Annotated in this window: 12 protein-coding genes; 11 read left to right on the plus strand and 1 reads right to left on the minus strand. The window is 65.0% G+C overall.

Annotated elements, in window-relative coordinates; translation table 11 throughout:
- Positions 1-174 precede the first annotated feature (174 nt).
- The 11 genes from ABD283_RS03885 (at position 175) to ABD283_RS03935 (ending at position 12,314) form a co-directional block, all read left to right on the plus strand.
- On the plus strand, positions 175-1,104 hold the full coding sequence (locus tag ABD283_RS03885; protein ID WP_129699656.1) for a carbohydrate kinase family protein: 930 nt from the start codon (positions 175-177) through the stop codon (positions 1,102-1,104).
- A 119-nt stretch (positions 1,105-1,223) separates the two neighbouring features.
- Positions 1,224-1,745, plus strand: a complete 522-nt coding sequence (locus tag ABD283_RS03890) for a YbhB/YbcL family Raf kinase inhibitor-like protein (protein ID WP_129699655.1) — start codon at positions 1,224-1,226, stop codon at positions 1,743-1,745.
- 46 nt (positions 1,746-1,791) lie between these two features.
- The gene (locus ABD283_RS03895) at positions 1,792-2,586 is read left to right on the plus strand and encodes an HAD family hydrolase (RefSeq protein WP_129699654.1); all 795 of its coding nucleotides are present in this window, start codon (positions 1,792-1,794) and stop codon (positions 2,584-2,586) included.
- 36 nt (positions 2,587-2,622) lie between these two features.
- Positions 2,623-3,492 (plus strand): glycerophosphodiester phosphodiesterase family protein, encoded by an 870-nt coding sequence (locus ABD283_RS03900; protein ID WP_344223697.1) that lies wholly within the window; start codon positions 2,623-2,625, stop codon positions 3,490-3,492.
- A 319-nt stretch (positions 3,493-3,811) separates the two neighbouring features.
- Entirely contained in the window at positions 3,812-5,449 is a 1,638-nt protein-coding gene (locus ABD283_RS03905) for an ABC transporter substrate-binding protein (protein ID WP_259912692.1), read from the plus strand.
- 3 nt (positions 5,450-5,452) lie between these two features.
- Positions 5,453-6,409, plus strand: coding sequence for an ABC transporter permease (locus tag ABD283_RS03910; RefSeq protein ID WP_259912691.1), 957 nt, complete (start codon positions 5,453-5,455; stop codon positions 6,407-6,409).
- Positions 6,406-7,347 (plus strand): ABC transporter permease, encoded by a 942-nt coding sequence (locus tag ABD283_RS03915; RefSeq protein ID WP_344223698.1) that lies wholly within the window; start codon positions 6,406-6,408, stop codon positions 7,345-7,347. The genes ABD283_RS03910 and ABD283_RS03915 overlap by 4 nt, the downstream gene beginning before the upstream one ends.
- On the plus strand, positions 7,348-9,279 hold the full coding sequence (locus ABD283_RS03920) for an ATP-binding cassette domain-containing protein (RefSeq protein WP_344223699.1): 1,932 nt from the start codon (positions 7,348-7,350) through the stop codon (positions 9,277-9,279).
- 26 nt (positions 9,280-9,305) lie between these two features.
- Positions 9,306-10,469, plus strand: a complete 1,164-nt coding sequence (locus ABD283_RS03925) for a serine hydrolase domain-containing protein (protein ID WP_259912688.1) — start codon at positions 9,306-9,308, stop codon at positions 10,467-10,469.
- A 34-nt stretch (positions 10,470-10,503) separates the two neighbouring features.
- Complete coding sequence (locus tag ABD283_RS03930) at positions 10,504-11,544, plus strand: enoyl-CoA hydratase/isomerase family protein (RefSeq protein WP_344223700.1); 1,041 nt, start codon at positions 10,504-10,506, stop codon at positions 11,542-11,544.
- A gap of 32 nt (positions 11,545-11,576) precedes the next feature.
- Complete coding sequence (locus ABD283_RS03935) at positions 11,577-12,314, plus strand: alpha/beta hydrolase family protein (protein ID WP_344223701.1); 738 nt, start codon at positions 11,577-11,579, stop codon at positions 12,312-12,314.
- Here the strand turns inward: ABD283_RS03935 and ABD283_RS03940 are convergent.
- Entirely contained in the window at positions 12,295-13,620 is a 1,326-nt protein-coding gene (locus tag ABD283_RS03940; RefSeq protein ID WP_425552793.1) for an ISL3 family transposase, read from the minus strand. The genes ABD283_RS03935 and ABD283_RS03940 overlap by 20 nt on opposite strands.
- Between the last annotated feature and the right edge of the window lie 81 nt (positions 13,621-13,701).

Here is a 13,701-nt window from a genome sequence, read left to right on the forward strand (position 1 = left end):
GCCGTGTTGTGCCGCGCTTCGTTGTGCGGTCTAGCGTGATGGCGCCGCACAAGATGAGGCGGCTCGTCGTACGCCAGTGTACGTGGCTCGCGCACCCCTCGCGCACGTGTCTCTTAAGGTGACGACGCCGCTCGGTGGCCTCTTCTTGTCGGTCGCCTTTGCTACCGTGGTGCCATGTTGACGGTGATCGGTGAAGCTCTCGTGGATGTGGTCTCACGCGACGGTGAAGAACCCCGCGCGCACGTGGGCGGAAGCCCCATGAATGTGGCCGTGGGCCTCGCCCGCTTGGATCAAGAAGTGCAGTTCCTGGGCCGTTACGGTCAGGACGAGTACGGCGAGCAAGTGGCCGCTCACCTGCGGGACAACAACGTGAATCTGCCGTTCAATCCGGATTCCAAACCCACCTCCGTCGCCCAGGCCACGCTGGATCAGGCGGGTGCTGCGACCTATGACTTTCAGCTGGACTGGTCCCTGGATGTCTCGGACGAGCAGATCGATCGGCTCCTGAACGAGACCGGTCTGCTGCACGTCGGCTCCATCGGCGCCATGCTCGAGCCCGGGGCCACCATGGTCCGCAAGGCCGTGGAACGCGCCCACGATCATGCTCTGGTCTCGTATGACCCCAACTGCCGGCCGACCATCATCCCGGATTCCTCGGACGCCCGCGCCCGCGCGGAGGCGATTGTGGCATCTGCGGACATCGTAAAGGCCTCGGACGAGGACTTGTTGTGGCTCTACCCGAACCGTTCCATCGAGGACAGCGCCCGTGCCTGGTTGCAGGCCGGAGCTCGCTTGGTGGTTGTGACCCGCGGTGCCCTGGGTCCGTGGGCAGTCAGTCGTGGCACCGGACGAGAAGGCATGGACACCCCCGCCGCCAAGGTGGACGTGGCGGACACCGTGGGTGCCGGTGACTCTTTCATGGCCGCGTTGATCTCCGCACTGACCGACCGCGGTCTCACGGGGGCCGAGGCTCGTCGCGGACTGGATGCACTCAGCAAGGACCAGGTGCTCGAGATCCTGCGCTACGCGGCCACCGCAGCGGGCGTGACCGTGTCCCGCTCCGGAGCGGATCTGCCGACCAAGGCGGACCTGCCCGCTCACTAATGCGTCCAGTCTGCTCATAGGCGAGCGGCAAGCTCGGTGAGATGAGGCCGTGAACCCGGCCGAGCGCCGTCGGCAACGAATTGTCCGTGAGTACGAATCGTTCAACGAAAGGAATACCGATGTTTGACCGTAAACCTTACGCAGACCTGCCCGACCTTCCCACGTTCACTCTGACTTCAACGGATGTTGCGGAGGGCCAGACCATGGCCACCGCCCAGGTCTCCGGAATCATGGGCGCGGGCGGAGAGGATATCTCCCCGCAGCTGTCTTGGTCCGGCGCACCCGAGGGCACCAAGTCCTACGTGGTCACCATGTACGACCCGGATGCTCCCACACCGAGCGGTTTCTGGCACTGGTGCCTGTCCAATATCCCGGCCTCGGTCACGGAACTGGCCACCGGTGCCGCATCGAACCCGCCCCAGGGAGCCGTGAAGCACCGCAACGACGCAGGCACGGACGAGTTCCTGGGCGCGGCCCCGCCCGAGGGACACGGAGCGCACCGCTACATCCTGTGCGTGACCGCCGTGGACGTGGAGGAAATGGACGTGGACGAGAACACCAGCCCCGCCGTGGTGAACTTCAACCTGTTCTCGCACGCGATCGGGCGGGCCTTCCTGACCCCCGTGTACGAAGTCAAGTAACCCAGCAGTGGCCCGCGGTGGAATCGAGGAATCCCAACCTGTCCGAATGATCGCCAGCGATCTGGACGGGACGGTTCTGGGACCCGATTTTCGTTTCCGGCCGCGCACCGTTGAAGCCATTACCGCCGCGCGGGACGCCGGGATCCACGTGGTTTTCGTGACCGGGCGTCCCAAGCGGTGGTTGCACCCTCTCCACGAACAACTTGAGGACGTGGGTGTGGTCATCTGCTCCAACGGGGCGGTTGTCTACGACCTGCGGACCGAATGCATCATTGAAACCAGCCTGTTCGATGTGCGCGAAGCCTTCGGGATCATGGGGGAGATCAGCGAGCTCTTCCCCAAGACGCTCTACGCGGCGGAGACCCTGGACCGCGTATTCACCGATCCCGGTTGGTCCCGCAGCGACCGCATGGAAATTTTTCCTGTCGAGGAAGCCCCCATCAGGGACTGTCTGCCCCACGGCGCCGGTGTGGTGAAACTGCTGGCCAAGCTGGACGGGGCAGTGCCCAACGAGTACTTCGAACACGTGCGTGACCTGGTGGACGGGCGGTTGGCTGTCACCCACTCGGTCGCGGCTGCGCCGCTGGTCGAGATTGGTCAGCGCGGGTTGACCAAGGCTCGCACGCTGGAACGCTTCGCGGCAGAGCACGGTATTGCCAGTGAGCAGGTAATGGCCTTCGGCGATATGCCCAATGACCTGGAAATGCTCACGTGGGCCGGCCACGGTTACGCCATGGCGGATGGCCACCCGGGCGTGGTGACCGCGGTGGGCCGTACAGCCCCGCCCTTCGATGAGGACGGCGTGGCTCAGGTGATTGAAAGTTACTTGAACAGCAACTGACGCTTAATGCCCTAATGACAAGTTACTGTTTAGTACATGTCAGTTGCACCCCAGGTCACAGCACTTGCCCATCGTGGATTCTCACTGGACGGCCACGAGAACACGCTCCGAGCGTTCCGCGCGGCCGCGGATCTGAGCTTCGTGTGGGCCGAGACGGACGTGAACACCACCTCCGACGGCGTGGTGCTCGCCTTCCACGACCCCACCCTGGATCGCGTGACGGACACCTCCGGGGATGTCAGTGACGCTCCGTGGTCCTCCCTGGAGGACGTGCGGATCGGCGGCACCGAGCCTCTGGCAACTCTGGCGCAGCTGCTGCGGGAACTGCCCGAGCTGCACTTCAATATCGACGTCAAGGACGAATCATCCGTGGCCGCCCTTCCTCGGGTGATCGCGGACGAGGGCGCGGTGGACCGGGTGCGGGTGACCTCGTTCTCTGAGTCTCGCCGACGCCGCACGCTCGCCTCGATCGCGCAGCTCACCGGGAAACGCCCGCTCACTTCGGCGGGAACCGTCGGCTGCGCGGGGCTGACGATTCTGTCCAAGGTGGCGCGGGTGACGGACAAGATTTCGCCCAGGATCGTGAGCTCTATCTGGTCCGCTTTGACCAAGTTGTGGGCCCCCAAGGTCGCGGAGTTCAACACCGTTCAGCTACCGGTGAGCTACGAACTCTCCCTGCCGGGTGGCTTCAAGCTGCCCGTGGCGGTGGCTAACCAGAAGTTCGTGGAAGTGGCACATCGGGTGGGCATTGCCGTTCACGTGTGGACGATCAACGACGCCCAGGAGATGCGCCGGCTACTGGCCATCGGAGTGGACGGTCTGGTGACCGACCGCGCAGACATCCTGGCTCGGGTGCTGGCCGACAGCGGTCAGTGGCCACCTCGATCCGCGTCATCTCGCGTGTGAGCTTTGACTCACACCTGTGATGTTTCTAATGTCATAAGTAGGTGAAACACGCGGCGCACTGATCCGTGAGCTTGGCTCCGGAATGCGCCGCCCACAATCGAACGGAGGCGGAGATGCACAAGATCCACTCCGCCCACGGCCCGGCTCGTCAGCCGGTGGGCTTCGTCCGTTCGCGGTGGATCGGCTGTCTCAGCAAGATCCCGTAGCTACATTTCCCTGTCCCAATGGTGTGCCCGTGTGGGCATGCCACGGCACGCCCTGTTTTCCGAAGGGCGCTCGCCAGGAGTCTCACAACGTCGTGTCTCAACAGCGAGGAAATATGAGCGCAGAACCCTATCCACATCACTCTCCGGACCACGCCGGAGGGGTGCGCAACGAGCGTCGCTCGGCTGCGCGGCGTCGGGCATTGTCACGACGCGGTTTCCTGGGCGTGGGCGCGACGGCCGCGGTGTTCGCGCTGGCTGGTTGCGGAAGTAACACGGAGCAGGCCTTCTCGGGTACTGCGGCTACCGGAGAGCCGGAGCCCGGTGGCATTTTGCGAGTTGGACTCGCAGGTGGTGGTGCCGCGGATGTCGTGGATGCGCACGTGCCTGTGACCACTCCGGACGGCGGTCGTGTGATCAACCTCTATGACCGGCTCTACGAGTTCGACCAGGACTACGAACCGGTGCCGGCGCTCGCGGTCAGCGCCGAACCCGTAGACGATGGGCGGGCCTGGGTCTTCAAACTGCGCGACGATGTCACCTTCCACGACGGCCGCCCGATGACTGCAGCGGACGTCGTGTTCTCCTACGACCGAGTAACAGATCCTGACAACCCCAAATCGGGTGCGTCCGGTCTGGCGAGTCTGGAAAAAACCGTGGCCGTGGACGATCACACGGTTCGGTTCGAGTTGTCCGAACCGGATGCCGCGTTCATTTACTCGACGGCGGAGTACGCGGTGGGCATCGTGCCCCCGGACTACGATCCCGCACATCCGATCGGTACCGGACCGTTCACCCTGGGACAGTTCGAACCCGGTCAGATCACGGTGCTCAAGAAGAACCCGAACTACTGGGGCGGCGCACCGATCTTGGATGAAGTTCACATGATGAACTTCAACGACGAGGACGCGATGGTCAACGCTCTGCTGTCCTCCCAAGTTGATGCGGTCGGCCAGCTGCCCATGGCGCTCGTGGACGTGGTGGGAACCGACCCGCGCATCTTCACCGAGATGTCCGAAACCGGCGGTTGGTTGCCGTTCACGATGCGCGTGGACGTGGAGCCGTTCGATGACCCCCGGGTGCGCGAGGCGTTCAAGCTCGTGGTGGACCGTGAGCAGATGGTGGAGCAGGTTTTCTCCGGGCACGGCAACGTGGGGAACGACATGTACGCGCCGTTCGACCCCGGCACACCTGAGCTGCCGCAGCGAACTCGGGACATCGAGAAGGCCAAACAACTGTTGGCCGATGCAGGGTACCCGGACGGGCTGGACGTGGAAATGGTCACGGCACCCATCCAAGCCGGCGCCGTGGAATCCGCCCAGGTCTTCGCTGAGCAGGCCTCGGAAGCCGGGATCAACGTGAGCCTGCGCCGCGTGGACACCACCACGTTCTTCGGCGACGGCTACTTGCAGTACCCGTTCGCCCAAGATTTCTGGCTGACACGCAACTTCTTGCCCCAGACGGCCAATGGCACGCTTCCTGGTTCTCCGTTCAACGAGACGCACTGGGCGGATCCGGAATTCATCGAGCTCTACAACAAAGCGCGCGCCACGCTGGACGACGACGAACGCAACGAACTGATCGGTCAATTGCAGAAAATACTCCACGACGCCGGCGGCTACATCGTGTGGGGATTCTTCAACCAGGCCGATGCCTATCAGAACTATGTGGGGGGAACCATGACCTACCGCACGGGTATGCCGGTGAGCGGTTTCCAGTTCCGGCATCTGTGGATTGCACAGGAAAGCGAGTAACCCGTGGGACAAATGATTCTCAAACGCCTGGGCATCTCGGTCTTCGTGCTGCTGGCAGTGTCCGTGGTGGTGTTCGTCTTCACGCTCCTGCTGCCCGGTGATCCGGCGCAGGCGATCCTCGGCCAGCAGGCCACGCCGGAACGCCTCGCGGTGCTGCGTGAACAGCTGAACCTCAACGACCCTTGGTACGAGCGCTACTTCACCTGGCTGGGTGGCCTGTTGGTTGGCGACCTCGGTACCTCGGCCGCCACCGGCGGTTCGGTCAATGAGCTGCTGGGGCAAAAGGTCTCGGCTTCGATACTGCTGATGATCATTGCCGCAGTCATCTCCATCCCGGTGGGCATCCTGCTGGGCACCTGGTCCGCCATGCGCCGTGGCCGCACCACTGACCACACTCTGACCGGCATTTCGTTGGTCCTGGCAGCACTGCCCGAGTTCGTGATCGGTATTGCGCTGACTGCGCTGTTGTCCACCACGGTGTTCCAGCTTCTGCCCTCCGTGACCATGGCCGCGCCGGGAACCCGGGTGTGGGATTACCCGTTGCAGTTGGTTCTGCCCACGCTGACACTGGTGCTCGTGGTCGTTCCCTACATGATCCGAATGACCCGAACCACCATGCTGGACGTGCTTGATTCCGGCTACGTGGAGATGGCCCGGCTCAAGGGCGTGCCCGAACGCCAGGTGATCATGAAGCATGCGCTGCCCCACGCGATCGGACCGGTCGCGCAGGTCGTGGCCATGCAGCTGGCCTGGTTGGCCGGCGGCATTGTGGTGGTCGAGTTCCTCTTCCGCTATCCCGGTCTGGGCCAGGCCATGGTGGACGCGGTGCAGATCCGTGACGTTCAGGTGGTCCAAGCACTGTCCATGATCATTGCCGCGTTCTACGTGGTCGTGAACCTCATTGCTGATGTGATCGGCATCCTGGCCAATCCCAAGCTGCGGACGGAGTCCTCCAAATGAGCGCGCAGAGCCATCAACCGGTGACACCGGAAACTCCGGTCACCCAGCCCGCAGCAAGTTTTGAACCTGCGGAGTCCCGCGGGGACGCCCGTCCTGTTTCCTTCTTCCGCCGGTTCCTGTCCCAACCCGAGGCCAAGTTCGGCCTGGTGCTGACCGGCCTGGTGTTGTTGGTGGCCATCGCGGGTCCGTTCGTGGTTCCCGCGTGGACCGGTTACGGTCCTACCTCGTACGCGGGCAAACCGTTCCAGTACGACATCTTCGGCACGGACAATCTGGGCCGTGACGTACTCTCCCGGTTCCTTGAGGGCGGCTGGCGACTGCTGCTGTACTCGGCCCTGGCCACAGTGCTGGGCGTTGGGCTCGGCACCGTTCTCGGCATGCTCGCGGCGTTCCGCGGCGGCTGGATGGACTCGGCCATTATGCGCACCGGTGACGTGCTGCTGGCCATCCCGCAGCTGGTCTTCGCAATGCTCGCCATTACCGTGCTGGGCCCGCAGGGCTGGGTGCTCGTGGTGGTCATCGGCATCACCCACGCACCGCGCGTGGCCCGCGTGATTCGCTCGGCCACCTCCGGTGTGGTCGCGGAGGACTACGTACTGGCCTCGCAAATGTACGCCGTGCCCCAGTGGAAGATTCTGGGCCGGGACGTGGTCCCCAACATCATGGGCCCTCTCATGGTGGAGATGGGCTTGCGCATGACGTATTCGATCGGCGCCGTCGCCTCGCTGTCGTTCCTGGGATTGGGCATGCAGCCGCCCACCGCGGACTGGGGCCTGATGATCAACGAGAACCGCATTGCGCTTTCGCTCCAGCCATGGGGCGTGATCCTGCCGGTGATCGCGATCGCCATTCTTACCGTGGGCACCAACCTCATTGCCGACGCCGTGTCCGGCGCCTCAGCGGGCCGCACCACCGGTTCCGCGCGAAAGGACAAGTAAATGGTCAGCACAACTACCGTTCCCAAGGCCACGGTGGCCACGGCCATTTCCGTGCGCGACCTGTCCCTGGGTGTTCAAGGCGGGGACCTGATCCTCAAGGACGTCGATTTCGACCTCACGCCCGGGCGCATTCTGGCCCTGGTGGGTGAGTCCGGTTCTGGTAAGACCACTGCCGCGCTGGCATGCATGAACCATTTGCGCACCGGATTGGAACTGCGCGGTGGCTCCGTCCAGTTGCACGAAGGTGCGTCGCGGTTCTTCAACCAGAACATGGACCTGCTGACGCTGTCTGAGAAGCAGGTGCGTAAGCTGCGCGGCGGCACCATTGCGTACGTTCCTCAGGATCCCGCGCTCTCGCTCAATGGTGCGTTGCGCGTGGGGGAGCAGATCCACGAGGTGCTGCGCATCCACGAGTTCGGACGCAATGGTAGGGAACGCGAGGCTCGCGTGGCCGAGGTGCTCGAAGAAGTGGGCCTGCCCAGCACCAAGAAGTACCAGCGGCGCTACCCGCACCAACTTTCGGGCGGTCAGCAGCAACGCATCGGCATTGCGATGGCCTTCGCGTGCCGCCCCGCCGTGATCATCCTGGATGAGCCGACCACCGGTTTGGACGTGGCCACCCAGGACCTGGTCCTCAAGACCGTGTACCAGTTGACTACCAAGCACGATGTCGCCGGCCTCTACATCACTCACGACCTCGCCGTGGTCGCCCAGGTCGCCAACGACGTGGCGGTCATGCTCCGCGGCGAGATAGTGGAACGCGGTCCCGCCGAGAAGGTTCTTTACGATCCTGATCACGACTACACCAAGACACTTCTGGCCGCGGTGCCCGACCTCCAGGGTGAACGCGCCATGGGCGGCGGGCCTGCGGTGAGCCCCAGTGCCAAGGTGCGTGCGCCCTGGGACAACAGCCATGACGACGACGTCCCGGTCGCCAATAGCGGTCAGGTCGCAGATAGCGCGCGCGGCGCGAACGATGGCCGGGACAACGCTCGCGGTGTCGGCCAGCACGACGCCGCCCAGTCGGCTCACGGAGCATCCTCCGGTGCCACCGCGGTCGCGGCCGAACCCGCGCGATCTGACGAGGCATCGCGCGGTGGTGAGCGGGCGGCGTCGTCAACCGGCGATACGGCCCAGGTACATGACCGAGCGGCGTCGCCGACCGAAACGAAACCTGCCAATGAACCGTTGGTCGCCGTACGCGACCTGCGGCTGGCGTACGGACCGGCGGTGATTCTGGACGGCATCAATCTGGACCTGGTCGAGGGCCAGACCACCATGCTCTTGGGTGAATCCGGTTCGGGTAAGACCACGCTCTCGCGCAGCATTGCCGGCCTCAACGCCGCGTACACGGGCGAGGTGCTGCTGGAAGGCAACGTGCTCGCGAACGGAACGCGCAAGCGCAGCAACGAGGACCGCCGCCGGATTCAGTACATTTTCCAGTCGCCGTTCTCATCGCTGAACCCGCGTCGCAGCATTGGTGACTCGCTCGAAGTGCCGCTGGAAATGAGCGGCGGAATGTCCCGGAAGCAGCGGCGCGCCGCCGTGGCCGACGCGCTGGATGCGGTGCGGCTGGGGCGCAGCTACATCAACCGCAGGCCCGGTGAACTCTCCGGTGGTGAGCGGCAACGTGCGGCGGTGGCGCGAGCGCTGGTGAATGCGCCCTCGGTGCTGGTGTGTGATGAGATCACCTCCGCGCTGGACGTGTCCGTGCAGGCCTCGGTGATCGAGCTGCTGCGCGATCTGCAGCGCGAACGCGGGCTGGCCATGCTGTTCGTGACCCACAACATCGCGCTTGCGCGGCACGTGTCCCATAAACTCGCGGTGTTGGAGAAGGGTCGACTGGTTGATTACGGGCCCACGGACCACGTGCTGTGTAACCCGCAGCATGGCTACACCAAGTCGCTGTTGAAGCACGTACCCACGCTGTAGCGCGAGGGGGAAGGAATCGTCACCGAATGACCGCCGGAAGTGCACAGGAATTGATCGCCGAAACCCATCTGCCCGGCACCACAGGGCGGGTGATCCGGGAGATCTTCGAGCAGCATTTGAGGCAAACGTGCGGCGGCATGTCGTTCAGCGTGTACCGCGACGGGGAGCCGCTGGTTCGTTTGCACGGCGGTTCGCAGGAGCGGCGTTCGTCTCCTGATGATCCGGCGGAGACGCCGTGGACCGACGAGACCCTGGCCGTCATGTTCTCCGGGACCAAGGGCATGGTGGCCACGCTGGCGGCCATGCTCGTGGACGACGGCGCCCTGGACGTGCACGCTCCCGTGGCCGAGTACTGGCCGGAGTTTGCCGCAGCGGGCAAGCAGAACGTGACCGTCGCGCAGGTGCTCAATCACACCGTGGGGCTGATCTACACGGACCCGGATCCTACGGACAGCTTCTACAGCCTGACCGCTCATTCCGAGATCCTGGCGCAGCAAAAGCCGGTGTGGGAGCCGGGTTCCAAGGTCGCCTATCACGCGGTGACGTTCGGATACCTGGTGGAGGCCATCATGCTGCGCATTACCGGCAAACGGGCCGGACAGCTGCTGGCCGAACGAATCGTGAAACCCAACGATCTGGATCTCTACCTGGGACTGCCGGAAGCTCAGGAGCCGCGTGTGGCACCCGTGTTCCGCGCGCCCGGTTATGCGATCAGTACCTTCCTGAAGGACCCGGAACGGCGGGCCATCGTGGACCGGATGTACGGCGATGCACTGATGGGGGAGGAGCTTCCCGCCAACTCGCCGGCATTCCACGCGGCGGGCTTGGCATCCGGTGGCGCGATCGGCGGGGCGGATTCGATTGCCCGCGCGTACTCGCTCGTGGAGTCCGGAGCGTTGGTATCTGCGGAGACCCGTCAGCTGTTCACCCGGACGTGGTCCGAGGGGCTTGATGCGGTCAACGACCGGCCCCTGCGTTTCGGGCTGGGCTACGAACTGCAGGATCCCATCAGCACTTACGGCCCCGTGGAGCGGGCCTACGGGCACTCCGGCGCGGGCGGTTGTTTGCACGGCGCGTGGCCGGACTACGGGATCGGCTTCTCGTTCCACACCAACGAGATGCTGGCGGAAAACGTGGACCGCCGCGCCAAGGACCTGTTAGGCGCACTGCGTAAAGCATTGGAATCCTGAATTCTCCAAGGCCGGTCTCGATAGGGTAGTGACCATGACCACATCTCAGGAGAATTTTGTCCGGGCAGAAATCGTGGGCGGCACCGGAGTGCTCACGCTCACGCGCGAAAAGGCGCTCAACGCGCTGAGCCGTTCCATGTACCACCAGATCGCCGGAGCCCTTCAGGATTGGGCCAAGGATCCGGCCATCACGCAGGTGGTTATGCAGTCCACGCTCCCCAAGGCGCTGTGCGCCGGCGGTGACATCAAGGAAGTCCGCGAGGCAGCCCTGGATGGCCGCTCGGCCGAGGTGGAGGACACCTTCGGCACTGAGTACGCGATGGACAACCTGATCGCTGAGTACCCCAAGCCGTACGTGGCCATGATGAACGGCATCGTGATGGGCGGCGGCATGGGCATCTCGGTGCACGGCTCGCACCGTATCGTCTCCGAAACCACCCTGATGGCCATGCCTGAAACCGCGATCGGTTTCTTCACGGACATCGGAGCCAGCCACTTCTTGCCGCGCGTCTCCCGCGAAACCGCCGGCGGCGCTCGCGAGACGTCGCTGGAATTCGGCCGGTACCTGGGCTTGTCCGGTGCCCGCTTCAACGGTGCGGACGCCATTGCCCTGGGCCTGGCCGACACTTACATTTCCTCGTCCGATGCCGAGGCTTTCGTGGAGCTGACCATTTCCGACGGCGTGGACGCCGCCGTTGCCAAGTTCGGTCAGGAACCGCCGGCTTCCGAGATCATCACCAAGTGGGACGAGATTCAGGAGACCTACGGCGGCGACTCGCTCGAGGCGATTGTCGAGCGCGCCGACAGCGACCTGGACGGGATGAGCCCCACCTCGCTGGTTCGTGTCTTCGAGCTGCTCAATGCGGGAGCCAAGGACGATAGCGTCCGCTCCTGCCTGGAACGTGAACTCAGCATGGCCACGGTTGCCGCGCAGTCCAAGGAATTCTTGGAGGGCGTGCGCGCCATGGTGGTTGACAAGGACAAGAAGCCGCAGTGGTCCCCGGCCACCGTGGCAGAGGTGGACGCGGAAGAAGTTCGCCGGGTCGTGGAGCGCAAGATGGAGCTGCCGTTCTGAGCACGGCATCGTCTTCTCCGGCTGAGCCGGGAGTGAGCATCCGAACCGAGCAGCTGCAGATTCCGGTCGTCGGGGATTCCTCGGTGACCGGGACGCTGTGGTTGCCTTTGGATGAGCCGTCCGCCGCGCTGACGATTCATCCGGCCACCGCCACCCCCGAGCGTTTCTACCGTGGTCTGGCGGAGTACTTTGTCGCTCGGGGCTACGCGGTGGTGACCTATGACTTCCGTGGAACGGGCCGCTCTGGCAAGCCCAAGGATCATCCCGAGCTGCGCATGCGCGACTGGATGATGCAGGACGTGCCCGCGGTGGCTGCGTGGGTCCGTCAGCGCTTTGAGGACCGGCCGCAGGTTGCCATCGGTCACAGCGTGGGCGCTCATGCGCTCGCGCTCGACTACGGCACGGACGGCCTCGCGGGTTTTGTGACCATCTCCTCCCACGCCGGCGTCACCAGCACCGTGCGAGGCACCGCAGAACGACGCCGCGTGGCTGCTGTTCTCCACCTGGCAGGTCCGGTGCTGTGCCGGGTGTTCGGGTACATGCCGGGGCGTCGAGCCGGGCTGGGCGAGGATATGCCTTCCGGGGCGATGCTCGAGTGGGGTAAGTGGGCGCGGAAGCCCCACTACTTCTTTGATGACCCGACCATGAACGCGGCCTCCCGCGCTGCGCGGGTGGCCGTGGCTGTGTTGGCCATCGGCGCCTCTGACGACCCCTGGGCCACCCCGGAGCAGATCGAGGAAATCAGGCCCTTCACAGATGAGCGTGGGTAGGCGTCTTCCGCCACGGCCGGTGGCCACCGGCGGCGAGCAGGGCGCGTAGCCGGTAGTTGTCGAAGTTGCGGAAACCCCGAGCGACCCGGCGCATCGTCTCGATCACCCCGTTGATCGCCTCTGTCGGCCCGTTCGAGGCTCCGGCGGTGTCGAAGTAGGCCAGGATCGCCGACCGCCATCGCTGCAAGGTGCGGCCCAGCCGGGCGACCTCCGGGATCGGGCAGGTCGGGAAGGCCCCCAGGATCTCGGCGACGAGCCGGCGTCCGGCTTCGGGGCGGGCGTGGTAGACGGCACGCAGCTTCTGGTAGCAGTGCCAGGCGAGGGTGACTTCATAGTGCGGGTCCCCGGCCTCGAGCTTCGCGTTCAGGCGGGTGATCTGCTTGGGAGTGAGGTGCTCGGCGCCGATCTGCAGGGTCCGGCGGATCCCGTAGAGCGGGTCTCCGGCCCGTCCGCGGTGACCCAGGGTGTCCTGTTGCACGCGGCGACGCACCTCGTCGACGACTTGGCCGCCGAGCTTGACCACGTGGAACGCATCGAGCACCGTGATGGCCTCCGGGAGCTTGTCGCGGATGGCATTGGCGTAGCCGTGGAACGGGTCCAGCGTCGCCGTGCGGATCCCGCTCGTGAAGGTCGGCCCCTGCTCGGAGAGCCAGTGGCCGTAGGCGGCCCCGGTGCGGCCCTTGACCAGGTCCAACAGTCTCGCCCGAGGCCGGCCGTCCTCACCGCGGGAGTGGTCCACGATCCCGGTGACCAGTCCGGTGCCGGGCGGACCGACGTGGCGCCAGACGTGCTCGTCGACACCGAGAGCGTCCACACCGGTCAGCCGCTCCTGCGCGGCCAACTGGTCCTCGATGACCGGGGCGATGGCATCCCAGACGGTGTTCCAAGCGACCCCTAGCATCTCAGCCAGGGCCGAGACCGCGATGTCGTGGGAGCGCAGCTGGGCCACGGCCCAGGCGATCGCGCGGGTGGTGAGCTTGCCCCGCGGGGCCGCCAGCTCGTGGAGCTCACTGAACGTCGAGATCTCGCAGGCGTCCTCGAGGCAGCGGTAGATCCGCTTGCGCCAGCGAACCCGCACCGGCACCCCAGCACAGGGCAGGTCGTGCAGGAGCACCTTCCGGCGGCCATGACCGGTGGCGAGCACTGCGCAGGAGGGGCAGCCCACCAGGGGCGGCACGGTCTCAACCACCACGGTGAACTGGCGCGCCCCGCGTTCCACGGCCAGGACGTGGACGTCGGGCAGGTCGAAAAGCGCGCACGCGGGCGCGCAGATAGCATGAGACACGTCGAGGCCTTTATGGATCAGGTTGCTTGGTCGCTACCCATCCTGGAGGCCTCGACCTCTACCCAGACCCCACAACACGCGCTCCGAAACGCCCCCACGCAC

This window comes from Kocuria atrinae (genome assembly GCF_039531425.1).
GTDB lineage: Bacteria > Actinomycetota > Actinomycetes > Actinomycetales > Micrococcaceae > Kocuria > Kocuria atrinae.